At 43.0% G+C, this 26,415-nt stretch carries 28 protein-coding genes; 14 read left to right on the top strand and 14 right to left on the bottom strand.

The annotated features are described in order from the left end of the window. Positions 1-168 precede the first annotated feature (168 nt). The 12 genes from M2419_RS06495 (at position 169) to M2419_RS06440 (ending at position 13,436) form a co-directional block, all read left to right on the top strand. A complete protein-coding gene (locus M2419_RS06495) occupies positions 169-972 on the top strand; it encodes an SDR family oxidoreductase (protein ID WP_075994843.1) in 804 nt (267 codons plus the stop codon). A 65-nt stretch (positions 973-1,037) separates the two neighbouring features. Continuing rightward, positions 1,038-1,949: an AraC family transcriptional regulator gene (locus M2419_RS06490; protein ID WP_259254578.1), complete on the top strand. Its 912-nt coding sequence runs from the start codon at positions 1,038-1,040 to the stop codon at positions 1,947-1,949. A gap of 310 nt (positions 1,950-2,259) precedes the next feature. Further along, positions 2,260-3,321 (top strand): acyl-CoA desaturase, encoded by a 1,062-nt coding sequence (locus M2419_RS06485; RefSeq protein WP_182331786.1) that lies wholly within the window; start codon positions 2,260-2,262, stop codon positions 3,319-3,321. A gap of 261 nt (positions 3,322-3,582) precedes the next feature. Continuing rightward, positions 3,583-4,029, top strand: a complete 447-nt coding sequence (locus M2419_RS06480; protein WP_153848215.1) for an Hsp20/alpha crystallin family protein — start codon at positions 3,583-3,585, stop codon at positions 4,027-4,029. A gap of 75 nt (positions 4,030-4,104) precedes the next feature. Continuing rightward, positions 4,105-4,395, top strand: coding sequence for a hypothetical protein (locus tag M2419_RS06475; protein ID WP_182331784.1), 291 nt, complete (start codon positions 4,105-4,107; stop codon positions 4,393-4,395). 208 nt (positions 4,396-4,603) lie between these two features. After that, positions 4,604-5,458 (top strand): NEW3 domain-containing protein, encoded by an 855-nt coding sequence (locus M2419_RS06470; RefSeq protein WP_088161807.1) that lies wholly within the window; start codon positions 4,604-4,606, stop codon positions 5,456-5,458. A 21-nt stretch (positions 5,459-5,479) separates the two neighbouring features. Continuing rightward, positions 5,480-6,481, top strand: coding sequence for an ABC transporter ATP-binding protein (locus tag M2419_RS06465; RefSeq protein ID WP_310441216.1), 1,002 nt, complete (start codon positions 5,480-5,482; stop codon positions 6,479-6,481). Next, entirely contained in the window at positions 6,444-7,436 is a 993-nt protein-coding gene (locus M2419_RS06460; RefSeq protein WP_259254577.1) for an ABC transporter permease, read from the top strand. Before M2419_RS06465 ends, M2419_RS06460 begins: the two co-directional genes overlap by 38 nt. Before the next feature lie 285 nt (positions 7,437-7,721). Continuing rightward, positions 7,722-9,140, top strand: a complete 1,419-nt coding sequence (locus tag M2419_RS06455) for an SDR family oxidoreductase (RefSeq protein ID WP_259254575.1) — start codon at positions 7,722-7,724, stop codon at positions 9,138-9,140. 19 nt (positions 9,141-9,159) lie between these two features. Next, positions 9,160-9,768, top strand: a complete 609-nt coding sequence (locus M2419_RS06450; RefSeq protein WP_159726329.1) for a flavin reductase family protein — start codon at positions 9,160-9,162, stop codon at positions 9,766-9,768. Between the two features lie 120 nt (positions 9,769-9,888). Continuing rightward, positions 9,889-11,865, top strand: a complete 1,977-nt coding sequence (locus tag M2419_RS06445) for an ATP-binding protein (protein ID WP_259254573.1) — start codon at positions 9,889-9,891, stop codon at positions 11,863-11,865. A gap of 86 nt (positions 11,866-11,951) precedes the next feature. Next, a complete protein-coding gene (locus tag M2419_RS06440; protein WP_259254571.1) occupies positions 11,952-13,436 on the top strand; it encodes a DHA2 family efflux MFS transporter permease subunit in 1,485 nt (494 codons plus the stop codon). An 11-nt stretch (positions 13,437-13,447) separates the two neighbouring features. On the opposite strand, the gene M2419_RS06435 is transcribed toward M2419_RS06440, so the two are convergent. The 7 genes from M2419_RS06435 to M2419_RS06405 form a co-directional block, all read right to left on the bottom strand. Continuing rightward, positions 13,448-14,254, bottom strand: a complete 807-nt coding sequence (locus M2419_RS06435) for an AraC family transcriptional regulator (RefSeq protein WP_259254569.1) — start codon at positions 14,252-14,254, stop codon at positions 13,448-13,450. A gap of 62 nt (positions 14,255-14,316) precedes the next feature. Further along, positions 14,317-15,732, bottom strand: coding sequence for an aldehyde dehydrogenase family protein (locus M2419_RS06430; protein ID WP_259254568.1), 1,416 nt, complete (start codon positions 15,730-15,732; stop codon positions 14,317-14,319). Between the two features lie 223 nt (positions 15,733-15,955). Next, entirely contained in the window at positions 15,956-16,648 is a 693-nt protein-coding gene (locus M2419_RS06425) for a DUF1003 domain-containing protein (RefSeq protein ID WP_182981857.1), read from the bottom strand. Between the two features lie 303 nt (positions 16,649-16,951). Then, a complete protein-coding gene (locus M2419_RS06420) occupies positions 16,952-17,413 on the bottom strand; it encodes a hypothetical protein (RefSeq protein ID WP_182331764.1) in 462 nt (153 codons plus the stop codon). A gap of 316 nt (positions 17,414-17,729) precedes the next feature. Then, positions 17,730-18,395, bottom strand: a complete 666-nt coding sequence (locus M2419_RS06415) for a BON domain-containing protein (RefSeq protein WP_259254567.1) — start codon at positions 18,393-18,395, stop codon at positions 17,730-17,732. A 121-nt stretch (positions 18,396-18,516) separates the two neighbouring features. Further along, entirely contained in the window at positions 18,517-19,077 is a 561-nt protein-coding gene (locus tag M2419_RS06410) for an AraC family transcriptional regulator (RefSeq protein ID WP_159726317.1), read from the bottom strand. 344 nt (positions 19,078-19,421) lie between these two features. Then, positions 19,422-20,801: a L,D-transpeptidase family protein gene (locus M2419_RS06405; protein WP_182331762.1), complete on the bottom strand. Its 1,380-nt coding sequence runs from the start codon at positions 20,799-20,801 to the stop codon at positions 19,422-19,424. A 212-nt stretch (positions 20,802-21,013) separates the two neighbouring features. On the opposite strand from M2419_RS06405, the gene M2419_RS06400 reads away from it, so the two are divergent. Then, positions 21,014-21,949, top strand: coding sequence for a 1-phosphofructokinase family hexose kinase (locus tag M2419_RS06400; RefSeq protein ID WP_259254565.1), 936 nt, complete (start codon positions 21,014-21,016; stop codon positions 21,947-21,949). Positions 21,950-22,027: 78 nt separating this feature from the next. Here M2419_RS06400 and M2419_RS06395 read toward each other — a convergent pair whose 3' ends face one another. From M2419_RS06395 to M2419_RS06375, 5 genes are all read right to left on the bottom strand, one after another. After that, entirely contained in the window at positions 22,028-22,198 is a 171-nt protein-coding gene (locus M2419_RS06395) for a hypothetical protein (RefSeq protein WP_159726295.1), read from the bottom strand. Continuing rightward, on the bottom strand, positions 22,185-22,541 hold the full coding sequence (locus M2419_RS06390; RefSeq protein WP_259254564.1) for a hypothetical protein: 357 nt from the start codon (positions 22,539-22,541) through the stop codon (positions 22,185-22,187). Before M2419_RS06390 ends, M2419_RS06395 begins: the two co-directional genes overlap by 14 nt. A 45-nt stretch (positions 22,542-22,586) precedes the next feature. Next, a complete protein-coding gene (locus M2419_RS06385; protein WP_259254563.1) occupies positions 22,587-23,030 on the bottom strand; it encodes a DUF5675 family protein in 444 nt (147 codons plus the stop codon). Between the two features lie 14 nt (positions 23,031-23,044). After that, a complete protein-coding gene (locus tag M2419_RS06380) occupies positions 23,045-23,599 on the bottom strand; it encodes a DUF6266 family protein (RefSeq protein WP_259254562.1) in 555 nt (184 codons plus the stop codon). A gap of 70 nt (positions 23,600-23,669) precedes the next feature. Further along, the gene (locus M2419_RS06375; RefSeq protein WP_070561184.1) at positions 23,670-24,314 is read right to left on the bottom strand and encodes a DUF6266 family protein; all 645 of its coding nucleotides are present in this window, start codon (positions 24,312-24,314) and stop codon (positions 23,670-23,672) included. Positions 24,315-24,532: 218 nt separating this feature from the next. Here M2419_RS06375 and M2419_RS06370 point away from each other — a divergent pair, with 218 nt between their 5' ends. After that, positions 24,533-24,769, top strand: a complete 237-nt coding sequence (locus M2419_RS06370) for a hypothetical protein (RefSeq protein ID WP_259254560.1) — start codon at positions 24,533-24,535, stop codon at positions 24,767-24,769. 14 nt (positions 24,770-24,783) lie between these two features. On the opposite strand, the gene M2419_RS06365 is transcribed toward M2419_RS06370, so the two are convergent. Together M2419_RS06365 and M2419_RS06360 are read right to left on the bottom strand one after the other, a co-directional pair. Next, complete coding sequence (locus M2419_RS06365; RefSeq protein WP_259254559.1) at positions 24,784-25,149, bottom strand: hypothetical protein; 366 nt, start codon at positions 25,147-25,149, stop codon at positions 24,784-24,786. 100 nt (positions 25,150-25,249) lie between these two features. Further along, positions 25,250-26,272 carry a hypothetical protein gene (locus tag M2419_RS06360; protein ID WP_259254558.1) on the bottom strand — a complete coding sequence of 341 codons (1,023 nt, stop codon included), beginning with the start codon at positions 26,270-26,272 and terminating at the stop codon, positions 25,250-25,252. Positions 26,273-26,415 lie beyond the last annotated feature (143 nt).

Raw genomic sequence — 26,415 nt, 5'->3', positions numbered from 1 at the left:
AATATCAACAAATAATCGTGCCAAAGTCGATGAATTTTCCGCTCCATTGGCGATGATTTTTTTCACACATTTTGATTTCGTCATTTTGGCTACAATCAAGCTCAATTTGGCAACAGGTATCCGATGCCTTCTTTAGACATTTGTGGTATGGAATCAAACAATAACAGCATGCAAAAGACAATTTTCATTACAGGGGCTTCTTCCGGTTTGGGAAAAGCAACTGCCAAATTATTTCAACAGGCGGGTTGGAATGTGATCGCAACCATGCGTAATCCCGAAAATGAAACCGAACTTACCGGGATCGAAAACATCAGGCTATTAAAATTAGATGTTACCGATGCTGCCCAGATCAAAGAAACTGTAGCAAAAGCAATCGCTATAAGTAACATTGATGTCGTTTTCAATAATGCAGGTTATGGGTTAATGGGTGCCTTTGAAACGTTGAGCGACGAAAAAATACTTCGTCAAATCGACACGAATCTATTGGGTGTATTGCGGGTTACACAAGCCTTTATTCCCCATTTTAAGGCACAGAAAAGTGGTTTATTTATCTCGACCACATCGATTGGTGGATTTATGGGATTCCCGCTAAATTCCATGTATCATGCGACAAAATTCGCCCTGGAGGGCTGGAGCGAAAGCATGTCCTTTGAACTGAAAAAATTTGGAATAGCCATCAAAACAGTTGCTCCGGGAGGAATAGCGACAGATTTTGCAGGTCGTTCTTTGGATCTAAACCGAACTTCCGACTATCAGGACATCGAAGACAAACTGTTCGAACAAATGGGTCTGATGATGCAAAATGCATCCACTGCCGAGCAAATTGCCCAAGTGGTGTATGAAGCCGCCACGGACAATAAAGATCAGGTACGTTATCTGGCAGGCGAAGATGCACATGCACTCTATGAAAGACGATTACAAATCGGAAAAGAAGCCTTCAGGCAAGAAATCGCGAAACAATTTGAGGCCTAATTTTTTAAATCAGCAACTGCCTTGCGAGGCAGTTGTTTTTTGTAAATTTGTATAACAAAAAAAGGATGCATAGTATCAATTCCATATCCGAATTTCATCGGCAATTGTCCTTGCCGGCCCCATTACACCCGCTCGTCAGTGTAATTGATGTAGCTGGAATAAAACCCGATGAAAGCGACATCTGGGAGCAGTTCTACGTGAATTTCTACAGTATTTCGCTGAAAAAAGATGTTACTGCAAAAATAAAGTACGGCCAACAATATTACGATTTCGACAAAGGAACAATGAACTTTATTGCGCCCAAGCAGATTCAATCGTTGACGATTGCCGAAATCAGAAAGATGAATGTCGAATGCGGAAAAGGTTACATGCTGCTATTCCATCCTGATTTCTTGTATACCCACCCCCTGGCCACTAAAATAAAAAACTACAATTTCTTTTCGTATGCGCTTAACGAAGCATTACATCTCTCCGAACGCGAAGAAAAAGACATTATAGAAATTTTTCTTAAAATCGAACAAGAATATCAGCATATTGACAAGCATACCCAAGACATTATTTTGTCGCAAATTGATATGCTCTTGCAATACAGCAACCGTTTCTATGAGCGTCAATTCATTACTCGGAAAGCCGTTAACCATGCGCTGCTGACCCAATTGGAAAAATTGCTGGACGATTATTTCGACAGCGAAGAAACTTTAAAACAAGGGCTTCCAACCGTAGAGTATTTAGCCGAAAGCCTCCATGTATCAGCACGCTATTTAAGCGATTTACTACGTTCAGTTACCGGTAAAAACACACAGCAGCACATTCACGACAAGTTAATTGAAGAAGCCAAGGAACAACTCACGGCGACAAGCCTTTCCGTGGCCGAAATTGCCTATAAGCTCGGTTTTGAACATCCACAATCCTTCAATAAACTGTTTAAGAAAAAAACCAATTTTTCACCTTTAGCGTTCAGACAATCGTTTAACTGACAAAACAGTATAAAATAAATTTTAGTGCGAATTGTGTGTTACATTTAAAGAAACCTGCGCTCCGGCAAATTGATATGGAATAGTTAATTAGGAAGCAGGATATGTCGGCGCGGAATAAATACCGGAGGCTTCAAAAATTCAAAAGGTGTATCTTCCCGGCCATGGGAAATCAAGGATGGCAGAATGACCTTTAACAATCTTTAACTTTACTACCGCGATCTTTCAAATTTTATAGCGTATATTTACATTGTTCTATCGCTCAAGATCGAACGTAATAAAAATTAAGCATATTTCTCGAGTAAAAATCCAAATGTCCCAGTCTGTAAAATTCAGCAATGTAAATACATTGTTCTCCAAAACGTTAAAACAAAAAATCAATAACTATTTTCAAAATTCACTTCAGCCAAGAACCGGGAATCGTAAGATTTATCTGAAAGCCGCTATCCTCCTGATCAGCTTTGCGGTATTGTATCTCCTTCTGGTATTCGCACCTTTGCATTGGAGTATTGCAATAGCATTATGTATCATTTTCGGAGCTAACCTCGCTGCGATTGGTTTTAACATTATGCACGATGCTGGGCACAATTCTTTTTCAGACAATAAAAACCTGAACACTGTGCTCTCCTACTCGCTCAATCTTCTGGGCGGCAATATCTACTTTTGGAAGCTCAAACATAATATTGCACACCACACCTATACAAATATCGATGGCGAAGATCACGATATCGAAGTAAAGTTTATGCGTATACACCACGACCAGAAACTTCGGAAACACCATCGCTATCAGCGTTTTTATTTTCCGCTGCTCTATGGAATCTCCTATTTAGCGTGGATCTTTTATCAGGATTATGAGAAATATTTCCGTGGGCGCATGGGACATAAAACTGAGCAATTTCATTTTCCGGTCAAAGAGCGTATTATTTTTTGGGTCAGTAAGCTAATTCACTTCAGCTTATTTGTCATTATTCCGATCATTTTCGTCGGGTGGCTGCCCACACTTATCGGTTTGCTGATTTCTGGTACGGTGTGTGGTATGAGTCTGGCCACAGTATTCCAGCTGGCCCATGTGGTGGAAGAAACCGAATTCAAAACCATTGACCAGTCAAAGGTCGAAGAAGAATGGATGATTCATCAGATTCAGTCCACCGCAAATTTTGCTACGGGCAGCAAGGTACTTACCTGGTTGCTTGGCGGTCTCAATTTTCAGGTTGAACATCACCTTTTTCCAAAGATCAGCCATGTTCATTATCCTGCGCTCAATAGGATTGTGAAGCAGACCTGCAAGGAATATAAAATACAATACAACGAGTTTCGGAGCTTCTGGACAGCATTTAGATCGCATTTAAAAGTGCTGGAGGCCTTGTCAAAATAACCTAGTTATTAGTGCGTCGCTTCATTTCTTTGTCCCTTCCCTATGGCCTTTATGTGCCATAGAAGTTGGTAGATTCCACCAAATTTTCGATATGTTGTACAGAGCGTCTATCTTTTCTGTCAATTTATCAGGTAAAATTTGACAGTTTTGCTGCAAAAATTTCAGTTTTTTAAGCTCGGTACTTTTTTTGTGAGATTTTTAATACAGTCGGCCGGCTGATAGATTTAAATTATTGTTATACTTCATTAAAAGGAGGTTACTATGAAACTTGCAAAAAGAAACTGGAACAATTTTTCACTTTTTTCGCCCATGTTTGATAATTTTAACCGTGAGCTTTTAAACTGGGACAACAAAAATTACTCATCAACAAGTACCACCGTTCCTGCAGTCAACATCAAGGAAAACGCAGAAAGCTTCGAAGTGGAGGTCGCCGCACCTGGCATGGCCAAAGGCGATTTTAAGGTGACACTCGACGGCAATCTCTTGACCATATCCTCGGCTAAGGAAGAACAAAACGAGGAACATCACGACAACTACACACGCCGGGAGTTCAGCTACCAATCTTTCCAACGCAGCTTCGAACTTCAGAAGGAGGTTGTCGATCAGGACAATATTCAGGCACGCTATGAGAATGGTATGCTCCGATTGACAATACCGAAGAAAGAAGAAGCCAAACAGAAAGAACCGCGGATGATCGAAATATCCTAAAGATCCAAATAGCAAATTTACTGGTTAGCCTCCACGGGAGGCTAACCTATTTTTTCAGTCTTTAATACTAAGATTATGAAAACGTCGAATTACTATATTGAATTACAGATGTACAGCCACGGACATTATATCACTATCGCCAGTTTTGACCAAAAAAGCTGCGAAAAGATTATTCATGAACTGTTTGATGAACTGCGCGGTGAGCTTGAAGCCTCAGACAGCAGACGTCTTCGCATTAATCTTCTCCTGAGCGACGCTACGATTCAGAGGACACAATTACGATCCATCCACTGTACACTGGATGAGTTGGCCGAGAATACCAAGATTATCATCAAGAAAACCTTCCGCTCAGTAAACTTTGACTGACGGAAGTGCACTTTAGCATACAACACAAGCTATCAGTCTATAGACCATTTAAACACAATTTTTTTACACTATTTTTTTATTTCAATCTTGATTTTTATCAAATTGATTTTTAATTTGGGTGCGGTTTTTCAAAAAGGTAGCTGATACCCAAACCGACATTTTTTAAAAGCTAATATTCTATTTAAATATAAATTTTAGTTATTGGATCATGTTAACAGAATTACTAATTACAAACACAGACCGACGTTTTTCTTTCAGGCCATTTCTTATCGCACTTATTGTGCTGGCTAACAGTTTCTATCTATCGGGGCAAGCCTTGAAGCCCCTCAAATCCGGTTTCGAAGCGAGGCTCATCAATATTGAGGCCCCCAGCAACGAACCTTTTCGTTATACGACGACCTTGACCAACGGATCCGCTCAATTGGTTAACTACAACCTGAATGCCCAGCTGCCCGATGGATGGCAGATTAGCTACCGCGTAGAAGGCTCGCAAGTGACTTCCCTTCAGATGCAGCCCAATAAGGCACAGGAAATCAGCATTGAAATCAGCTGTCCGATCACGGCCAAGCCCGATAAATATAAAATTCCGATACGGGCTATATCCTCAACCGATACCTTAAAGCTTGAGCTCGAAGCAGTCATCAAAGGCTCCTATGCCCTTGAGTTGACCACCCCCAGTGGGCGGCTAAGTGACGAAGTCGTATCTGGTAGCAGCAAAGAAATTCTACTTAAAGTCAAAAACACGGGCACCCTGCCGCTCAATACCTTGGAACTGACGTCCCAATTACCCAGCCGATGGGAGGCAAGCTTCGATCCGTCGAACATCAAACAGCTCGAAGCAGGTAAATCTATTGACGTCAAAGTCAACCTAAAAGTTCCCGACAAAACTATTGCCGGTGACTATGCTTCCAAATTTGAGATCAAATCATCCAACAGCAGCGCCGACATTTCATTCCGTATGATTGTGAAAACTTCTTTGCTTTCTGGGTGGATCGGTATGCTTGTCATTGTATTGGCCATTGGTTTGGTGTATTTTCTCATCCGCAAATACGGCCGCAGATAAGGGCGCTACAAAAAGATTATCATGATGAAGGATCCTATCATTCTATTGACAGGCCTGACAAAAAGCTATGGCAAAGTAACCGCCGTAGATCAGTTGGACCTGCACATTTATCCCGGAGAGATCTTTGGCCTGCTCGGCCCCAATGGTGCCGGCAAGACAACCAGCATCCTCATGATGCTGGGCCTGACCGAACCCACTTCCGGCACAGCCTATGTCTGTGGCCATAATGCCACGCGCAATCCGATCGCCGTGAAACGAAAAGTCGGCTACCTGCCCGACAACGTAGGTTTCTACCCGGATATGACAGCGCTGGAAAACCTAAGCTTTATTGCCAGATTAAATGGTCTCACAGAATCCTATGCACAAGCTTCTGCAAAAGACATGTTACATGTCGTGGGGCTCGAACGGGAAATGCATAAAAAAACCGGCGCTTTTTCCCGCGGTATGAAACAACGTCTAGGCTTGGCCGAAGTGCTGATCAAGGCTCCCGAGGTTGCCATCCTTGATGAGCCTACACTGGGCATTGATCCCAAGGGTGTTGACGAATTCCTTGAGCTCATCAAGCAGCTCAGCAGGGAGCATAACCTAACGGTACTGCTTTCTTCACACCACCTCCACCAGGTGCAGCGTGTATGCGATCGGGTGGGTATTTTTGTTGGCGGAAAATTACTGGTTGAAGGATCGCTCGAAAGCCTTGCCCAAAACCTGCAGCAGCAGAAAGGTATCAGTACCGTCATTACCCTTGACCATGCCCAGGGCGACCCCAAACGGTTTGAAGAAGCATTAAAGGCCCTGCCCGGACTCCGTAATCTTAAAGTGAACGGATTTACGATCGAACTAAAGACAGACAGTGATATGACAGCAATAGTGGTACGCATGCTGGTAAACAATGGCGCTGATATCGTTTCCGTGAACCGCAACGACTACCAGCTCGACGATATTTATAATACATATTTTGAGAACAGCATAACTACAGATAATGCCTATGAAAAATCCAAGGGTTTCTTCAAAAGATACCAATAAACGGCCATCCTTTCCGATGCAGGTGTTGGTCCGCAAAGAAATTGCGGCACATATCCGCAGCTGGCGTTTTATTATACTGATCCTGCTCATCGTACTGACTTTCGGCGCATCCCTCTATGTTTCATCCATGGGGCTCAAAGACGCTGTCAGCAATATGCGCGATCCTGATCAGTCATTTCTTTATCTCAAGCTACTGACCACAACGGATAATTCCATTCCGCCATTTCATGTTTTTTTAAACTTTCTAGCGCCACTACTAGGCATAGCCCTGGGTTTTGACGCCGTCAATGCAGAATACAACAACGGAACACTCACCCGTTTGCTGGCGCAGCCAATTTACCGAGACAACCTGCTGTTCGCCAAATTTCTGGCGCCACTGGCCGTGGTGGGCACATTATTTGTTGCGCTGGTCATGCTGATGATCGGCGGCGGTCTCCTGAGTACAGGTGTCCGGATAGAACCCCAGGAGTTGCTGCGTATCTTCGGTTTTACCTTGATCAGTGTGCTCTATGTTGCCTTCTGGCTGAGCCTTTCCATCCTGTTGTCGATACGCTTTCGCCAGCCGGCCACCTCAGCACTTACCGCGATCGGCATCTGGTTGTTTTTTACGGTATTCTTTCCTATCCTGGTCAATCTGGCAATACGCCCCTTTTTGCCCAACCCCAATTATATTTCGGAGCAGGAGTACATCGGCTATAATGAGCTCATCTTAAATCTGCTCCGCTTATCACCGAGCCAGCTCTATACCGATGCCACCACGACCCTATTGATGCCCTCTGTACGCAGCTTAGGTCCCATTTCCATGGAACAGATGGTCGGTGCCATCCCCTCACCGCTTTCCTTTCGGGAAAGTTTTCTGATGGTCTGGCCACAGGTCAGTGGACTCTGTGCAGCCATGATGATTTGTTTTGCCTGGTCCTATTACATTTTTATGCGAAGGGAAATCAGAAGTTAAGTGTTTCCACCAAAGCAGCTTGTCAAAAACTGCATTCATAAACTGTAAGGCGCACGCTCTCGTGCGCCTTTATTATCCCCCACTGGAGCTGGCCGAAGCCAGGGCAGAGCCAAAAACGCTGTACACATGATGTTGCAATTAAAGTTTTGCTTACTGAAGAAATAAAAGATCAATAGCGTGCGCCTTGCTGTATTAGAATAAAAACACACCAAATAAAAACAAATTAGGCTGCATTTTGGTATATTTGTATACAGTAAATAACAGCTGAACTTAACAAATCAGGCTATGAAAATTCTATTGACCGGAGTCACGGGGTATATTGGAAAACGTCTTTTGCCTGTGTTGTTAGAACAGGGACATGAAATTATTTGTTGTGTAAGAGATAAGAATCGTTTTGATACCTCGGCAATTCCGGGGCATGTTCAAGTTGTTGAAGTCGATTTCCTGGATAACGAAAGTCTGAAAGAAATTACACTTGAAATTGATATTGCTTATTTCCTGATCCATTCCATGGCGACGCAGTCAGGTGATTTCCAGCAAATGGAAGCGCAATGTGCGACCAACTTCCGCAACTTTATGGAAAAAACCAGCGCGCAACAGATCATTTATCTGAGTGGAATTATTAATTCGGATCACTTATCGAAGCATCTCGACTCGAGAAGAAACGTTGAAAACATCCTGGCCAGCGGACGGATTCCGATCACCACCTTGCGGGCCGGTATCATCGTTGGCTCGGGAAGCGCATCTTTCGAGATTATTCGGGATCTTGTGGAAAAACTCCCGGTTATGATTACGCCCAAATGGTTGCAGACGAAATGTCAGCCTATCGCCATACGCAACGTGATCGAATTTATGATCGGTGTTATCGCCAACCCGCACACCTTTAACAAAAGCTATGATATCGGGGGGCCAGACATCCTTAGCTACAAAGAGATGCTGCTGCAATATGCTGCCGAACGAAAACTTAGGCGACAAATCTTTGTTATCCCGCTCATGACGCCGCGGCTTTCCTCCTACTGGCTCTATTTTGTTACCTCGACGTCCTATAACCTGGCCAAAAACCTGGTCGATAGCATGAAAGTAGAAGTGATCTGTAAACCCAATAATTTAGCGGACGAACTCGGTATTACGTTGATCAATTACAGGCAATCCATCCAATTAGCTTTTCAAAAAATTGAAAGCGACAATGTGGTTTCCAGCTGGAAAGACGCACAGACCAGTCACATTTTATCGGGCGGCCTCAGCAGGCTGCTGGAAGTGCCCAGTTATGGTTGCTTTAAGGATGTCCGCTCGGTTCCCCTCCACAATAGTGAAGCATCATTGACCAAAATCTGGTCCATTGGAGGAAATTCTGGTTGGTATTATGGCAACTGGCTCTGGAAAATCCGTGGATTCATGGATCAATTGGTCGGCGGAGTGGGTATGCGGAGAGGGCGAAAAAATAAAAGCGATCTGGCTGCAGGTGATGCACTTGATTTTTGGCGCGTACTGATCGCCGATAGAACCACGAAAAGATTACTGCTCTATGCCGAAATGAAACTTCCTGGAGAAGCATGGCTAGAATTTAAAATCGAAGATAATATCCTGCTGCAGACCGCGACCTTTAGGCCCCTGGGCCTTGCCGGAAGGCTCTATTGGTATGCCGTATGGCCTTTTCACGGCTTCATATTTAGGGGCATGATTAATAGAATAGCTAAACCTTAAAAATAAGAATTCATAAACGATGATTTATAATGAGAACACAATTGCTGCATTTGAAAGAAGATACAGAGCTAATTTTATAAACTCGCTGGGCGGCTTTAAAAGCCTGGTATTGATCGGTACAAAAAACAGGGACGGAAATGAAAACCTTGCCACGTTCAGCAGTTTGTTCCACCTGGGCGCAGATCCGGCACTCTGTGGCATTATACTTCGGCCGGCGACAGATTTTAGCAGCACCCTGGATAATATCCTGGAGCAGAAATGGTATACGATTAATCATGTCTCACCCGAATTTGTACATGAGGCACACCAATGTAGTGCAAAATATCCAAAAGGTGTTAGCGAATTTGAACAGGTCGGACTAAGCCCTGAATACCTGGAAAATATTCCGGTCCCTTTTGTCCAAGAAAGCAAAATAAAATTCGCCTGCAGCTTTGTTCAGAAAACAGCCATTGAGCTGAACGGCACAACATTGATCATCGGCCAAATAAAAACAGCTTTCGTGCCCGATAACTGTTTAAAAGAGGATGGTTATATCGATATCGAAGAAGCCGGGACAGTTACCTCTAGCGGTCTTGACAGCTATCATACCACAAGCCGGATTGAACGATTACCTTATGCGAAGCCTTAAGCAACTTTTCGCTAGGATTTTCATAAAGAAAGCAGACGGTTCGGCTTTCTTCAAGACTTTACTTCCCAAAGCGGAAGATAATGTGTTACCCTATAGAATGTATTCTTTATCTTTGGTCTAATGGACATCAAGAAAAAATTTGGTAGTGCCTCATTTGGCGAAGACCTTATCTTACAGGCACTGAGCTGTTCTCCAGAGCCGACGTCAATCTATACTGGAACAGAGATGACCATTCAGTTTGCCAATGAAGGCATGCTTTCCCTTTGGGGCAAAGACGCATCCGTTATTGGCAAAGCGCTGATCAGTGCTATTCCCGAACTGGAAGACCAGCCGTTCTTAGCTATTCTGCAAGAGGTTTGGCGTACGGGCAAATCCTATTCCGTTACCGAGGCACCAGCCAGACTCGTTAAAAACGGTGTTCCGGTGACTGACTATTTCGATTATGAATATAGAGCCCTATTAGACCAAAACAATAAAACCTGGTGTATTTTAAACACCGCCCGCAATGTTACTTTAAGAAGGCGGCATCAGCAACAGATACAGGAAAAAGAAAAAAAGGAACAAGGGCTTATGGAGGAAATGGCGGCAACGCTCGAAGAATTGACCGCTACAAATGATGAGCTCAACAGTTCCTTACACCTTCTGGCAGAAAGCCGTGAACAAGTGCGGACAATTATTGAGCAAGCACCGGTTGGCATAGCGATGCTTAAGGGGCCGGAACTTATTATTGACATAGCCAATCCGACAATATTAAAAATCTGGGACCATCGGTTAGCGGATGTGCAGGGCCGGCCCCACGAAATCGCAAGGCCCGAACTGCAAGGCCAGCCCATGAACCAGTGGCTCCGGGAAGCGTTCGAAAAAGGCGTACGGAAAACAAACAATGAACTCTCCATATTGCTACGTCACAATGACGGACTGCGAGAGGCTATCGTAAACTCGATCTATCAACCTATTTTTTCAACTGACAACAAAGTCACTGGAATTCTGATTATCCTTGAAGATATTACCGACCAAGTCCTTGAACGGCGGAAAAGTGAAAAAGATCAACAAATGCTGTCCATGGCTATTGATGCCGGAGAGCTTGCGACGTTCTATTACGAGCCCAAAAATAATCTGTTCTCCGGAAATGCCCTGTTAAAATCATGGTTTGGTTTAGCCGATGTGGATCAATTGGATTTATCAGCCGCTATTTCTTCCATCATAGAAGAGGATCGGCAACGTGTAATGGCTGCCATAACTGATGCTCTTAGCGAAAAGTCGGACGGCAATTACTTTATTGAATACCGTATTGTCCATGCGCAGTACCCGAACGTTAGACTCGTGCAGGCACGTGGTAAAGTATTTTACGATGCCAAGGGAAAAGCAGTAAGTCTGAACGGTACTTTACGGGATATTACCGAACAAAAAGCTGAGGAACAGCGGAAAAATGATTTCATTAGCATCGTTAGCCACGAACTGAAGACACCCCTGACCTCTATAAACGCCTATCTTCAATTGATGCAGCGTCAGGCATTCCTTACAGCAAACACGAGTTATCAAGACATTACAATGAAATCCCTTCGACAAGTTCGCAATATGAAGAACTTAATCAATGGATTCTTGAACATCTCGCGATTCGACTCCGGCAGAATGATGATAGAAAGAGAAGTGTTTGATCTGAAGGAATTATTTGCCGAACTTGAAGATGAATTTAAATTGAGGATAAACTCCCATCAGATCGTCGCTGACCTGACGCAAAGTCTATCCATTGATGCTGACCCGAATAAAATTTCGCAGGTAGTCCAAAATCTTGTGGAAAATGCGGCCAAATATTCGCCGATAGGAACCCAGATTACATTTGGCTATTTGCCCACGGTAAATCAGGATGTAGAGATTTTTGTCAGTGACGAGGGTATGGGTATTGCCGAAGAAGACCGGGATCAGATTTTCGAGCGATTTTACAGGGCAGGAAAAGATAAGGTCGGAACAATCTCTGGATTCGGCATAGGCCTTTATCTCTGCCGTGAAATTGTAGAACTGCATAATGGACATATCACCGTGGAGAGCAATTCAGCGGGCGGAACCACATTTAAGGTACGGCTTCCAGCTCAGTAATGTAAAAATTGTTAATATTATAAGTTCTTTTCTTCGGTTCTTAGCAAACACATACGCGGGCATGTTGGTCATTTAATTGCCTTTAAATGACTTTTCTTTTTTACGATAGGCTTACTTTTGTCGCAAATGTTTCCCGTTCGGGATTTAAGAAGAGCAAGATGAAGAAAGAATCGCGCATCATATCGCTCATTGTAGGTGGCACTTTACTTATGGAGATGCTTGACACCACAGCGATATCGACGGCCTTACCCAAAATGGCACATGATTTTGAGAGTGATGTTGTACACCTCAGTGCAGGTATTACCTCTTACACCGTCATGTTAGCTGTATTTATTCCAATCAGCGGCTGGATTGCCGACCGCTACGGCGCAAAAAAAGTTTTCAATTTGGCGATTATCGGATTTATACTTTCTTCAATCGCATGTGGACTGAGTACCAACCTAACATCTTTCGTCATTGCACGTATTTGCCAGGGTACTGCCGGAGCCCTCATGGTACCGGTGGGACGTCTTATTGTACTCAAGCACACCGAAAAGAAAGATCTGGTTGAAGCGATCGGTTATATTGCCTGGGCTGGGTTATTAGGCCCTATTATCGGCCCAGTGCTGGGTGGATTTTTTACAACCTATTTTAGCTGGCACTGGATTTTCTTTATCAATATACCCGTCGGTGTATTTGCGCTGTGGGCAGTGCATCAATTTATTCCAGCGATGGATTCCGAAAATAACCGTCCCCTTGATATTATCGGTTTTTTTATCAGCGGTATCGGTCTTGCCGGAATTATGCTGGGAACTGAAATGATCGGCGCAGCCAAAGGCGATTATACAAAACCAGTTGCGACAATTGTGGCGAGCTTTGCGCTGATGGCCGTTTCGATCTGGCACTCCAAACGGATCAAGTATCCGTTGATTGATTATAGTATTCTGAACGTAAAAACCTTCCGGATTACGGTATATTCAGGCTCCATTACCCGTATGGTGATCAATGTTGCTCCTTTTATATTGCCCCTTATGTTACAGCTGGGTTTTGGACTGAGCCCTTTTCACGCCGGACTCCTCTATATGGCCAACATGTTCGGTAGTATGAGTATGAAACCGGTAGCCATGTGGATAACACGGCGGTATGATTTCCGCAAGGTCCTGATCGGCAACGGGATTATTTTAACACTGGTAACCGCCGGACTTTCCCTGCTTTCCATACAAACGCCGATCTGGCTTGTGGCAATTGTATTCTTTTTCTCGGGCCTTACACGCTCGCTCCAATTTACAAGTCTAAATACCCTGGCCTACGCAGACGTGCCAAACGAACAGATGAGCAATGCAAATACACTGTATAATACGGCACAACAAATGGCACTTGGTATGGGTATCGCCCTAGGTGCAGTGACGCTACACCTGGCAAGCAGTTATTATCAGGATACGGTTTATCAGATGCGGGATTTTAGTTTGGCATTGCAGTTAATTGCTGTCTTATCACTGCTATCCTTGATCGAGTATTTCAAAATTAAACCAAGTGACGGAGCCAATTTAAGGGGTATATCAATAAAGAAAGAAGTTCAGAACGCCGCTTAGTTCTCTAAATATTAGGTAGGCTTTTCGGTATTAGGTAGGCTTTTCGGACTGTAGCCAAACTGTTTCTTAAAAGCATGGGAAAAATGCGACAGATCTTCAAAGCCCAGATCAACAAAGATATCAGAAGCAGACCGCTTTTCTTCCTTTAGCAGATAATGTGCCTCATCCAGTCTTTTTTTCAGAATCCACTGGTGCGGCGAGGTTTGAAAAACTTTCTCAAAATCGCGTTTGAAAGTAGCAAGGCTCCGACCTGTTAGACGGGCAAAACGCTCTAAATTGACGTTATACCTGTAGTTCTGATTCATAAAGGCCTCAAGGTCTATTTTATGCGGTTCAGAAAAATCAAACAGGATATTTTTGAGCGCTGGTTTCGTCTGAAGGAGGATTAGTAAAAGTTCCTTGATTTTGAGGTCGGTGAGTGATTTATTATTCAAATTACTTTGAAGAAGGGCCTTCAGCGACACGATAAAATTTTCGAGAACCGCATTGACATCAATTTTAACCAGCGCTTCCGTTACGGTTGAATGTTCGGATCTCAGCTGATACTCATTCGCAAAATTCTTTAGCGTTTCGTCACTCAGGTAGATATTCAGACTTTCACAGGCGCCGTTTGGTGGTGGAATCTTTGCAAATTTCACCAGCTGGTTTTTTCTGATGAGATGAAAATCGCCCGGATGCGCAGTATGCTTGTCTTTATTGTCGGACAATATAAAACTTCCCGACAGCTGATATGAAATCGTATGCTGAGCCACAAAATTTTCCCCTTTTCTGCTCACCTGGTGGTAACAGGAATAGACAATATCCGAATTTTCTATCATAAGACTATCGATCAAGACAAAGCGCCGTGCGTACGACAACGCTTTGTCAAATGTATAAAAATTTAGCTTAGTACGGCTTTGATTTCAAGGTAAGGTTGCAAACCATATACACCATATTCCCGTCCAATGCCCGACTGCTTGAATCCGCCAAACGGAACCAATGGGTCGTGACTGAATCCATTGATACAGATCCGCCCAGCATCGATCTCTGCGGCCACACGTTTTGCCCTTTCACTATCCGCCGATGAGATGTAGGCAGCTAGTCCATAAGGCGTATCATTGGCAATTTCTATGGCTTCCGCTTCGGTTTGATAAGTAATAATACACAAAACGGGACCGAAAATTTCTTCCCGCGCAATGGTCATCGCATTGCTGACATTTGTAAAAATGGTGGCTTTCACAAAATTACCCTCCTCCAGGCCTTCAGGTTTTCCCAATCCGCCGGTCAACAAGGTTGCCCCTTCCTCAATTCCCGTTTTTATATACTGCTGTACTTTATCAAACTGCTTCACGCTAACCATCGGTCCGATATTGGTATCTACATTTTGTGGCAGGCCGACAACCATACTTTCTGCAGTGGCCTTTGCTAGGGCATTTACCCGATCGAGCTTATGTTGCGGCACCAGGAGTCTTGTCGGCGCTATACAGGCCTGCCCGCTGTTCATATAAGCGCCGTATACGGCCATCGGAATTGCTTTATCGAGGTCTGCATCATCCAGTATAATATTCGGCGATTTTCCACCCAGTTCGAGCGTAATGCGTTTCATGGTATCGACCGCCCGTTTAGCGATGGATTTTCCTACGGCTGTAGAACCTGTAAATGAAATTTTGGCAATTCCGGGATTCTCGGTAAGTTCCGTGCCCACTACATTTCCGAGACCTGTTACCACATTGATAACACCTTTTGGTAAACCGGCTTCGTGAAAAGCTTCCATGAGCACATTCGTCTGCAAAGCACTCATTTCACTGGGTTTGACGACTACGGTACATCCTGCTGCGATTGCGGTAGCGACTTTACTGGCCACCGAACTGTTACTGGCATTCCAGGGCGTAATAATCGCGACAACACCGACAGGCTGAAATCGCACCGATGCGGCGTTAATTGTCCGTTCAAATTCAAAGGTGTTAAGCACTTCGATCATGCTGTCAAACCAGGCTCCGGTATGTGCGTTGCTCATGGTGACAAATTGATGTGTTCCGCCGTACTCTTCAATCATCGCATCTATAAAATCCTGCCTTCTCTTTTCAATCGCAGTTTTCAGTTTTGTTAAATAACCGATACGTTCCGAAACGGTGGATTTTGAAAATGTCTGGAAGGCAGCTTTTGCTGCTGCAATGGCATTTTTTGTGTCGGTTACATCTGCTAAAGTGACTTCACCAATCTTTTGATTCGTAGACGGATTGATGAGGTCATAAATTTCCGTTCCGTGCGGGCTTACAAATTCCCCGTTGCTATAAATCGTATTGACTGTTTTCATTTTGTTATTATTTATAGCACAAATTTAGCGGTACCCTTTTTATTCAACTTGGTAAAAAAGCTCAATTATACTTTGCAAAAAAGCTCAGGTCCCACAAAAGGTACATAGTCGGTCAGAGAAATGATGCAACGTTTTTGTATTGTAGAGGTTTGATCTTTATCATAACGGGATTTATCAGTTCAGTGGTATAAGTTCTCATCGTCGGGGTGCGCGACGATTACAGCTATTTTTTCTTTAGCTCTTTTAGTACATCTTCCAAATAATCTGTTTGTACCTCTTGTATCTCCAACAGTTTTTTGCTTTGATGAATGAGCAGATGGTCTATTTTTTCACTGAGCAGTTTTATCTCCAGTTCTGCTTTTAGATTTATCTTATAATCATGTTCGCCCCTGACACGATCTTTTTGCTCCTGCCTATTCTGGCTCATCATAATGATCGGAGCCTGAATTGCTGCTAAACAGGAAAGCAGGAGATTGAGCAAAATGAAAGGAAACGGATCAAAGGGTTGCCTGCTTAGAACAATAATATTAGCAATCATCCATACAAGGATAAATGAAAAAAAGGTAATGATGAATATCCAACTTCCTCCAAATCTTGCAACGCTATCAGCAAGTTTTTGACCTACAGTTAGCTGTGCCTCCAACTCTTCTTGTATATCTTCGGAGAGAATCGAATTGTTTCGGATCGCTGTTATTACATCCTTATCTATAATCGCCAGTTCTCCTCGTTCCTGAACAACAAGCGAAGTAAGATAAAGCCTTCTATATTGATTTAATTCATCTATAGAAATATAATCATCGTTATACATATCCGGAAAATCCGATTTCAGCAAACTCAAAATACCTGTTCTGATGTCCTTACATTGTATTTCTTCGCCAGGTAAAATTTCCTTTTTACTTATATGGCTGGTTTCCATCTTATTTTATAATTTTCTATATCTGTAATTTTCCGACAAAATCTTCGGGAATGGTTGTAAATAATTTACGTTCTTATTTTCTTAAATCCATTTCCAAAATTTTTAATAATATCCGTAATGATCATCGATTCTTTTGATTTCTCTAGGGCCGTGTTTATTCGTTCATCGTTATTCTGATGTTCACCAAACAACCTGTCAAACTCTGTCGATATGAGGTGTAATAATTGTCTCTGGAGAAATTTCGTCCAATAGCTTTTTATTACTTGCTATCATATTCAGTGCATCAGCATCTAGTAATAATGCTTATTTTTTGTCATCTTTAAAAAGCTGATCGACAGATTTTCCGAGTTTATCAATATCATTTTTCACATCTTTTTTAAACTGTTCATTTTCTTGTAATGTCATATCTTTAGCATGTTGCATATCGTTGTCGAATGCTACATTCTTTTGGCGAATTTTCTCCTTCAATCTTGCGATTTCAATTTTTAATTTGTTATAATCGTCATCGAGCTTAGCCCTATCTTTCGAATTTGCCTTGGCCAACTTAGCCTGTAGATTCAAAAGGTCATTGTCCATTTTCGCAATAGCACTGTCAGACTCCAGTTTAAATCGGTGCCAGACTGCTATTCTTTTTGTTTTAACCGTATCGGAGCCAGTCTCGATATCTTTGGTTTCTTGTTTTACCATTGTGGCTCGCCTGTCGGCGGACTGATTGCACCCCAATAAGGTCATTATGGCAATCAGAACTAGTGTTAAAGTTTTCATTTTCTTAAATAGAATAATTTTTGCAAAGGATTTAATAGCGTACACAGCTCAAATAAAAAAACGGCATGATACCATTAGAGGTGTTTCCTTTACCGATCATAAAAGAATATCGTAGACAAGAGATAGGATGAGTGCCGCACTTTTAGTAAAGTAGTTCAAAAACACTAATGGATAGCATGAAAGATCAAGTTAACAGTTGTTGAACAATATACTTAAAAGCATCTCGCTTACGGATGCTCTTAAATATAGTTGAATTTAGTATTATGTATATATGGTGGCTCTTTTCTATTGGATTGTTCTTATAAACAATCTCTTATTAACTAAAGGCATATTCATAATCAATAGATAGCTCGTTATTCACTTCCCATATACCAGGGGTGTTCCATGCGATCCGTTCTGCCTCTTCTTTTTGATACCAGGAATTTACTTTTCCACTTAAGGTTACCGTGCTGCCTGAAACCATCACAAGGAGATTACTACCGTCAATAGCGCTTCTTTTTAAAGCATCTTCAATATCTTTTTTCTCAATCGCGCTGTTCGTATCGGATTTAACCTTTATATTATTGGTTACTCCTTTGATACCCATAAGGTAAATTACAGCATGTTTAGCCGCTTCCCGTTGATAATTCCATTGCAGTTCACCATCCAATGTGACCCATCCATTTTCAATTTTAATCCCGATTTTGTCTTTCGGAACTAGCCAGGCAGTCCGCAAAGAAGCCAACACCTCATTTGCGATTTCAGCATCCGTTTTTGCCCAGTTAGTTGGAAATTGAACTTCAATATTTTCAATCAATGCCCGCACGCCATGAACTCTTTTTGCGGCATTTTCAGCTTCCAGTTTTTTTGCATAACTGTCCACATAACCAGCGAGAGAAACAATTCCCTCATCAACCGTAACAGCGATTTCCGCCAAATGCAACTGGGGTTCCCATTGGATTGCCCGCTCGACATCTCTCTGCAATTCTGCATCTGTTTTCATCAGCTTAAAATTTACGAAACAACTAGATTATTGCTTCCTAATAAAGTTCTGATTAATAAAACAATATAGGTTATACAATTCGCATGGATTGTTGTATAATTGGTAGGTAGACTGAGGAGTATTAAAGATCTTCTAGGTTTGTTCGCTTTCTTAGTGGAAGCTTTTTGAAAAATGTAGGTGTCAGCCCCGTGACCTGCTTAAACTGCCTGGAGAGATGCGATACACTCGAATAATGAAGCTGGTATGATATTTCTGTGAGGTTCAATTCCCCGTAAAGGATCAATTCCTTAATTTTTTCTACTTTATGCAGTATGATAAAATGTTCGATCGTGATCCCCTTTGTTTTGGAGAATATCTCAGCCAGATAATGATAGTTTTTTTTTAGCCTGTCACTCAATAAAGTCGAAAAATTAACTTCCGGGACTTCTTTGGAATAATGGATCATTTCGACAATAATACTGATTATCCGTTCGATCAATTCGGCTCTCTTGTCGTAGAGCAATTCCAGCCCCGATCGATGCAATGCTTCCTGGAGCTTTAGTTTGATATTCTCAGAAATAGGCTGTGCTAATCTGACTTCGCCCAATTCAATTGATGTATAGACTATCCCCAATTTGTCAAGTTCGGATTTTACCATCATTTTACAACGACGGCTCACCATATTTTGAATGATAATCTTCATGTCTGTTGGTCCAATAGGACAAATAATAAATAGGCTAAATTATCTATCACAAAAACAAAGTAGCTATAAAACAAACATGTTTGCCTGGCAATTTGTTTCAAAATATTTATGAGACAAACATCGACTAACTTTTGGTACCCTTCTCCAATATTTTAAGATATTCCAAAAAATCAGAAAATAGGTACCTTAAAAGAATAAATACTCATGTGTTTCTATATCAATCAGTTTAATTCATCGGATTTTGATGTCTTTTACGACGATCATTATTATTTTTGACTAAGCAGTAATCTTTTTATTTTAGACATAGCTCATATAAGCTGCGATGTTATGCTGTCCTCATTCCGTTATCTATTTTGATTAAATTTGCCTTCCAGCGATCTGTCAAATTGGTAAATATCTGTGTACAAAATAAGCTTTCCGTTTTCTATAAGGCAGGTCAGGTATGTAATTATAATAGGCACGGGCTCACTCAGCACAAAATCTCTCTTTTCGTAAGATAGTATCGCGTTTTCCAGCTCTGAAACTTTATATTCTGAACCATCGTAAGCCAATAGCATGGCGGCAAGACGATCCGCATTTTCCACACGTACACAGCCATGGCTGAGCGCCCTTTTCTCGCGATCAAAAAATTGTTTCTGAGCGGTATCATGCAGGTATACGGCATAGGGATTTTCAAATCTAAAGACAACGGCACCCAATGCGTTGTCCTGACCCGAGGATTGCCTTACACTATAATTATTAGGACTGTTGTTGATCTGTCTCAATTTTGATGCATTTACGGTGACTTTATTACCTGATCCGTCATAGATCGAATAATTATGATCAGCTAGGTAGCTCCTATCTTTCATCATTTCGGGTAGCATTTCCTTACGGAAAATACTTTGCGGAACTCGCCAGTCTGGTGCCGTTGAAAAATAACTGATTTCACTTTCCAAAACAGGTGTTTTTGTTGTTGACTTTCCTACCACAATCTTAAAGCCGAACATCTCGTCGCCCTGATGAAGCTCCAATGTATATGAAGGGATATTGACCATAATATAGTAGGCGCTTTGCGTATTGATCCATCTCAGGCGTTCCATATTTATGATGATCTTACCCATTTCGGTTTGAGAAACAATACGATCATTTGCCGTGTGTGAACGATCTAGATAAGTCTGAAGATCACTATAGGCTTTTAAACTAGGCTGGGCCTTAAGTATTGCTCCTTGGAAATCCGTGTGCATTCGCGCTGTCGATAATATTTCATCTGCACAAAATCCATTGATCCTGCTGGTATCAATCTGAGTTTTTTGGTATAATGGATTATATTTTCCAAAGTGAAGGTCATTAATAAAGGTAATTAGGCCATCTGTGAGCAGTATATCAAAGAGCGTTCTTTCCTTCTGATTTTTTTCGGAGGGAAAATCTGCCCATTGTTCTAATTTTTCCAAAGAAAGTGCTTCTAGATGGTAATCGGACAGTGAGAGGCCATAGTGATCAGCCTTCGTCAGCAGTAAGAGCGCTATTTTCGATTGTTCTTGCCTTTGCCGACTATCTGTCCAATGATATCCTGAATAATTATCCGTATAGAACCTGAAAACCGATTTTGGATAATTCAGCTTGGAAAGATATGTATTGTTCTCTAGTGCTGCAGTAATTTCTGCACCTATGTTGACATTCTGTGCGCAGATCGCAGTGCAGAAAATAGAGAAAAAAATAACTACAAAATACTTAACCGCTTTCATGATATCTAATTTTTTGTTTAAAATTTCGACATCCACCCACCCCTATCTCCGAATTTGTGTTAGGATGGCTAAACCTTCGAAGTGATCGAATAGTATAAACAAAGTTCTGATTTATAATCCATTATAGGTTATATAATATCAACTATTTTTTATATAATTGGTAGTATTCAGCAGGCAGTAAAGTGAATATACTACAGTTATAATGTAAACAAATGGCAAAATCTATTTTAACAATCACCCTGAATCCATCCGTAGACAAGAGTACGAGCGTACAACATATCGTTCCTGAAAAGAAATTACGCTGTGAAAAGCCTATATACCAGCCTGGTGGCGGAGGAATCAACGTATCTCGTGCCCTGAAAAGACTTGGTCTGGCTTCAACTGCTCTTTTTACTTCCGGGGGAAAGACAGGCAGTATGCTCGAAAGCTTATTGAAGCTGGAAGATATTGCTATAGATCCAATCCGGGTGAATGGCGAGACCCGCGAAAATTTTATTGTGGTTGACAGCGCAACCAATCAGCAATATCGGTTCGGGTTTCCAGGAGAACAGTTTGAATCCAACGAGCTGGAGGGGATTAGGACTTCGATTGAGGAACTAACGTATATTCCGGATTTTGTCGTTATCAGCGGTAGTATTCCGACTGGGGTGCCACCCGAATTTATACGATCACTGATCAATACGTACAAAACGAAGGGTAGTAAAATACTAATTGATACATCTGGCGATGCACTTCGCCTTGCATTGGAGGAAGGTGTTTTTTTAATCAAACCGAATGCCGGAGAGCTTGCTGCGCTTGTGGGAAAAGAGGAATTGGGGCATTCCGATCTGGATATGGCCGCCCAGCAGCTAATTTCGCAGGGGAAGGCTACGCTAATCGTGGTTTCTCTGGGTGCCCAGGGCGCTATATTGTATTCAGAAACAGAAAGAATCCAGCTACCTTCCCCACTGGTAAAGGTACGCAGTACGGTGGGCGCAGGTGACAGTATGGTTGCCGGAATGGTGTCTGTTTTAGCCCAACAGGGAGATCTGGAGCATGTCCTTCAAATGGGAATCGCCTGTGGCTCGGCCACGACGATGGCCGAAGGGACTGGGCTATTCGCCAAGAAAGATGTGGATCGGCTATTTTCGGAAATGAAGAGAAAATAAAAATTGAGGATTTTGCCTTACAAATGAAGATGTTGCTTTACAACAAGGCGCACAATCTCGTGCGCCTTGTTGTTCTACTCATCTGTTCCGTTTACCCAATTTCGCCAATAACCTACTTGTAGCGAAACTGACCAAGGTACCCAAGGCTGCCGTCAGGGCGGTCTGCAATACATCCCCCAGCGAGATACTGGCCCAAATGGAACAGATGGTACCGCCGATGGCCGAGACGCGGATATCATTCACTTTCATCCATCGCGCTCCTTTCTACGGTATCTTCGCTTCCATTTTTAACGGACTTATACTCCCTGACGCCCACCGAAGCATCCTTATCGGTAGGCGATTCAGCTGCCGACATCGTATCATCCATTGCCACCTGATTCCTTTCGCCATCGTCCGGAGTGTCTTTCCCTTCCTGCAGCTCCTTGCCATCATCCACCTCTGGCTGCGGCTTAGCCTCATCCAATACCGTTTCTACGATACCAAGCCCCAAAGCCAGGTATTTTAATACATTCTCCACCTTACCCGGCAGCTTTACAGGTGCCGCCAATAGCAGCTGCAGCACCTGTCCTACTTTATTAAAGATCTTTTTCATGTTTACTTTTTTAAGGATGATCAGTTTTATAGCAGAAACCTCTGCTCATTCGACCTGTACTTCGACCAGTCCCTGCAGCAGCAGTTCGACCACTAGCGGATAGAACTTTTTGTAGGCGACGCCCGAGGCTAGCAGGCGATAATCACCATCCTCCAGTACATATTGTGCGCCTACCAGAATGCAGCCGGCGGTCTCTTTGTAGCTATTTCCTTTATGGAAGTAGACATAGCTAAAGTTGGGTATAGCTCCAATCTCCAGCATACCGCGGTGCATTTTTGGGTAAGCGTCGTAGTAATGGCCATTCATTGCCCCCTCGCGATTAAAACCCAGTGGGTAATGCCCGATAGGTATAGCGGTTTCGCCCCTTATTTTCACGGGGCGCGGAATATTCTCCAGTCCGTAGCAGACAAACTGATTGTTCAGGTAGATCTCGGACAACGTGCTATGCTTGCCCTGTTTTGTGCGGAGAACTTTTATCGTTGATTTCATACGCTAGCTATTCATTAGAAAAGACCGAGGTACTGACTTCTGGAATACAGGTTTTCATCACGATCATGTAGGAAAAGGTACAGGTGCACCGGCCGATCATGCAGGATGGATGGCAGCTCGATCGTCATTTGGAGATCCTTCCGCAGCACCTGTTGTTCATTGATGGCTGCCTGCTCGCCAATAATATCATAAGCACAGAGTATGACCTGGTCATCCCATTGGTTATAATCTTTGATGTTGGATTCGGTTACATCCCAGCTCAGCTGAATCGTATTGGACGTACGTACACAGGTATTCACCGCGAGCGGAGACAGCATGCCATTGCTGATTTTTGCGAGGGCGGGCACTAACTCAAAATCCGGATATTCGCCCTGTATCACATTCGTCAGCGTATGCGACATGGCGCGGCCAAAAGCCGCCTGCACCGTGCACTTGCTGTGGGCAAAACCTTTGCGGATGAGCGGGTACAGCGGATTTAAAAACCGGCGTGCCAGCCGAAAACGCTCCTGCGCAGCCTCCCTACGTGTCGGATCTGTAACCTGCTTTTTAAACTCAGAAATCACCAGCATGTCTTATCGTTTTGTGTTCAAAAATCAGGAGGAGCCACATGCTCCTCCCGTTCAATTAATTCTTCAGCGACTAAGCCAGGTCAAATTCGCCCAAATACGTACTTTTGGATACCTTTTCGGCCTTGCGGTCTGTAAAGAAGATCCAGACATGCCCCTTGCCACCGAGCAGGTGGGCCGGAATCTGGATATCTATCGTACCGGCAGCACGGGTCGGCGGTGTAGGTGCTGTCATAAATTCATCTTTTTCAGGTGAATAGACCAAGATAATGACCTGATCATCGGCCTTGGTCTTGTACAGGCTGTTGAGGATGGTATCCCAGTAGATAGAAAGAATTCCATTATCCACAGCAGCCTCCATGCCGCCGCCGTTGAGGTAAGAGCCCGTACTGATTTCGATCTTGCTGTAATCCAAGCTAAAGTTTGGATAAGTACCGCTTACCGCCTGTGCGATATTGAGCTGCAGTGCCACGTTTGTGGGCGTCATCTTTTCGGTTTTGGAGAGCCCAAACCCCACCTGCAGAATCGGCGTAATCGGCATCAGAAATTTAGATATTTTCAGGAAACGGTCCTGTTGGATCAGCTGTTCTTCGGACATCCCTTTCGTCCGCTTTTTGGGCAGGCCTTTCAGGTAGTTGATGGATTTCCAGGACGAGGCGATCACCGCGCCCACTTTACCACTTGCTCTTCCGATTACACCATTGTTGATTGTTGCCATGTTGTTATTTTTTTAAAAAGTTAAATCCCATAAAGCTTTCATTTATACCGGTATGTATTGCTTTACTTCGACAAACATACTACATCACATAGCCCCTTGTCAATAGCACAAAGCAGCTTGGCGGAGACTCGTCGGCGGTAGCCCGGATTTTGCCGGAGACCTGTCGGAGACTATACGATAGCCGCTATAAAACAAGCCCCTGCAATCGGACATATTCCATGCACACCGTCGTCTGGCACTTCAAAAAATACGGGTTTGAGCAGCAGTCTCGTGCCTTTGCTTCGGACCAGCTCCGTACCTGCTTCGGATCAGCAATAGATCTTGTACAGATGCTCGACAGACCTTCACCAGTCTCCGAACAGGGAAATACTGTTCAGCAACGGATTAACGGTGGCTGCTTTTACATGCAGCCCCGAAGACAATACGAAGCAGGTACGAATAGTGTAGGGATTTAAGGCATTTGCCGCGGTCATTTTTTATATTCAGTCACATACAGCTGCACCACATCTTTTTTGAGAAAGAGATCCGCATTGCCCTCTTTATAGGTGGCCTTGAGCAGGCCCTTGGCAATACGCCGCTCGATAGTGCGCACACTTTTGCTCAAAAAATAGGCGACTTCGTGGATGGTCATCGTACCTGTCAGCTTGTGGAGCTCCGTATAGTGCTGTTCCTGCAGCAGGTCTAGGATACGGTCCAGCTTAGCCTCTAAGGGCGTATATCCGATGCCTGGTTTTAATTGAAAAGAATAGTGGATTTTTAGGTGAATACCTGTCGCATTGGACACAAAACGAGGCGTGATCTCCTGTTGATCAGGAGATCCTTTTACAAAAAACATAAACGGGTAAGGTTAGCTCGACTAACCGCCGAAATCCAGCTCAGCAGCAGACCTGTTGTCTACTGCGCTCGGTCTATCTAAGTTTATAAAATGGGATGATTCAATTGAGCCGAATAAGGTTATCCCATCCCTCATGCTCCAGGTTATTGACGTTATCCAAAAAATCCTTTAGTTTTTTTTCTTTGCGCATCCATTCGGTTATCTGCAGCAGGTTGCTGATCTCCAATTCCGTCATATTCAACTTGAGGCTGTCAAAAACTTCCTTGCGAAACTCCAGGTAAGTGGCATTAGGCAATATCGGTTGACGGACGAGCATCATATTTACCCTACAGGTTTTATTGATGCGAAAATACCATTTATCAAGCCCCCTAGCTTCCAGCTCCTGCATGAAATGATGGGCTTCCATACGGGTACCATTGATCAGGATGACTTCCTTTTTTCTTTTTTGGGAAAAATAAAAGGGAACATCAAACATACGTACAGCATCCATCTGCAAGGTATTAAGATTGAATGGCGAATGGTTGTACAGCACATCATAGAGTGATCCGATTACGATAGTCCTATCCATTGCACTTGGAGGCGCTATAGTTCCCACTCTATCTGTTGTGTTTTCCTGCGACATAACCTCTTTTCCTAACAAGGCCATCACATTTTCAGTTGTTAACCACCATAATTTGCCGTTACGGAAAACATAGATCACGTAGGCTACACAACCTGTACCAATAAAAGGCATATAATGCAAGAGATAGCTTCTTAACAAGCTGTACGTATCTTCGCTGCGCACCGAAGCGATACAATAGATAATGTAGAGATAGATCGATAAAATCGGTATAGTTGTAGCAAGAATTGCACAGAAGAGTTGACCTTTGGGTATACTCTTGGTCATGATCCTCCCCTTGCTCATGAGTATCAGATCAGGATACTGCTTCTGCCAATAAGTCCAAAAGGCTTTAAGAAACATTTGCGTGAACACTACCGCAATACCAATCGCAATAGCAAATGCCACTGTCCACATCCAATAGGTGTGTGTCCAAAATCGATTCAAATAAATACCGTGATTTCCGATTAAATTAAAAAGCATGGAGATGAGTAAACTCTCCACCGTTAGTTTTAATACTTTCATATGCTACGTCAAGCTCTCTTAAATGGCTCAGGTTTATACTGGTTTACACACCCAATTTACTAAATAAAATCAAATATTAAGCAAAATTCAATCGTCCAAAAGAAGATTATCCTCCAAAATACCGGAGGTTAGGACAGGGCGGT

The organism is Sphingobacterium sp. BIGb0116, from assembly GCF_024808035.1.
GTDB lineage: Bacteria > Bacteroidota > Bacteroidia > Sphingobacteriales > Sphingobacteriaceae > Sphingobacterium > Sphingobacterium paramultivorum.
Note: the sequence above shows the minus strand (reverse complement) of the source record. Positions and strands in the feature narration are given on the sequence as shown.

Coding starts and splice junctions, on each gene's coding strand:
- M2419_RS06495 (WP_075994843.1), top strand. CDS start 169: ATGCAAAAGACAATTTTCATTACAGGGGCTTCTTCCGGTTTGGGAAAA.
- M2419_RS06415 (WP_259254567.1), bottom strand. CDS start 18,395: ATGAAAACAGATGCAGAATTGCAGAGAGATGTCGAGCGGGCAATCCAA.
- M2419_RS06375 (WP_070561184.1), bottom strand. CDS start 24,314: ATGGCAACAATCAACAATGGTGTAATCGGAAGAGCAAGTGGTAAAGTG.
- M2419_RS06485 (WP_182331786.1), top strand. CDS start 2,260: ATGTCCCAGTCTGTAAAATTCAGCAATGTAAATACATTGTTCTCCAAA.
- M2419_RS06445 (WP_259254573.1), top strand. CDS start 9,889: ATGGACATCAAGAAAAAATTTGGTAGTGCCTCATTTGGCGAAGACCTT.
- M2419_RS06455 (WP_259254575.1), top strand. CDS start 7,722: ATGAAAATTCTATTGACCGGAGTCACGGGGTATATTGGAAAACGTCTT.
- M2419_RS06430 (WP_259254568.1), bottom strand. CDS start 15,732: ATGAAAACAGTCAATACGATTTATAGCAACGGGGAATTTGTAAGCCCG.
- M2419_RS06390 (WP_259254564.1), bottom strand. CDS start 22,541: ATGAAAAAGATCTTTAATAAAGTAGGACAGGTGCTGCAGCTGCTATTG.
- M2419_RS06435 (WP_259254569.1), bottom strand. CDS start 14,254: ATGATAGAAAATTCGGATATTGTCTATTCCTGTTACCACCAGGTGAGC.
- M2419_RS06450 (WP_159726329.1), top strand. CDS start 9,160: ATGATTTATAATGAGAACACAATTGCTGCATTTGAAAGAAGATACAGA.
- M2419_RS06400 (WP_259254565.1), top strand. CDS start 21,014: ATGGCAAAATCTATTTTAACAATCACCCTGAATCCATCCGTAGACAAG.
- M2419_RS06470 (WP_088161807.1), top strand. CDS start 4,604: ATGTTAACAGAATTACTAATTACAAACACAGACCGACGTTTTTCTTTC.
- M2419_RS06425 (WP_182981857.1), bottom strand. CDS start 16,648: ATGGAAACCAGCCATATAAGTAAAAAGGAAATTTTACCTGGCGAAGAA.
- M2419_RS06395 (WP_159726295.1), bottom strand. CDS start 22,198: ATGAAAGTGAATGATATCCGCGTCTCGGCCATCGGCGGTACCATCTGT.
- M2419_RS06490 (WP_259254578.1), top strand. CDS start 1,038: ATGCATAGTATCAATTCCATATCCGAATTTCATCGGCAATTGTCCTTG.
- M2419_RS06360 (WP_259254558.1), bottom strand. CDS start 26,272: ATGAAAGTATTAAAACTAACGGTGGAGAGTTTACTCATCTCCATGCTT.
- M2419_RS06385 (WP_259254563.1), bottom strand. CDS start 23,030: ATGAAATCAACGATAAAAGTTCTCCGCACAAAACAGGGCAAGCATAGC.
- M2419_RS06365 (WP_259254559.1), bottom strand. CDS start 25,149: ATGTTTTTTGTAAAAGGATCTCCTGATCAACAGGAGATCACGCCTCGT.
- M2419_RS06475 (WP_182331784.1), top strand. CDS start 4,105: ATGAAAACGTCGAATTACTATATTGAATTACAGATGTACAGCCACGGA.
- M2419_RS06420 (WP_182331764.1), bottom strand. CDS start 17,413: ATGAAAACTTTAACACTAGTTCTGATTGCCATAATGACCTTATTGGGG.
- M2419_RS06410 (WP_159726317.1), bottom strand. CDS start 19,077: ATGAAGATTATCATTCAAAATATGGTGAGCCGTCGTTGTAAAATGATG.
- M2419_RS06405 (WP_182331762.1), bottom strand. CDS start 20,801: ATGAAAGCGGTTAAGTATTTTGTAGTTATTTTTTTCTCTATTTTCTGC.
- M2419_RS06460 (WP_259254577.1), top strand. CDS start 6,444: ATGAAAAATCCAAGGGTTTCTTCAAAAGATACCAATAAACGGCCATCC.
- M2419_RS06380 (WP_259254562.1), bottom strand. CDS start 23,599: ATGCTGGTGATTTCTGAGTTTAAAAAGCAGGTTACAGATCCGACACGT.
- M2419_RS06480 (WP_153848215.1), top strand. CDS start 3,583: ATGAAACTTGCAAAAAGAAACTGGAACAATTTTTCACTTTTTTCGCCC.
- M2419_RS06370 (WP_259254560.1), top strand. CDS start 24,533: ATGCACACCGTCGTCTGGCACTTCAAAAAATACGGGTTTGAGCAGCAG.
- M2419_RS06465 (WP_310441216.1), top strand. CDS start 5,480: ATGATGAAGGATCCTATCATTCTATTGACAGGCCTGACAAAAAGCTAT.
- M2419_RS06440 (WP_259254571.1), top strand. CDS start 11,952: ATGACTTTTCTTTTTTACGATAGGCTTACTTTTGTCGCAAATGTTTCC.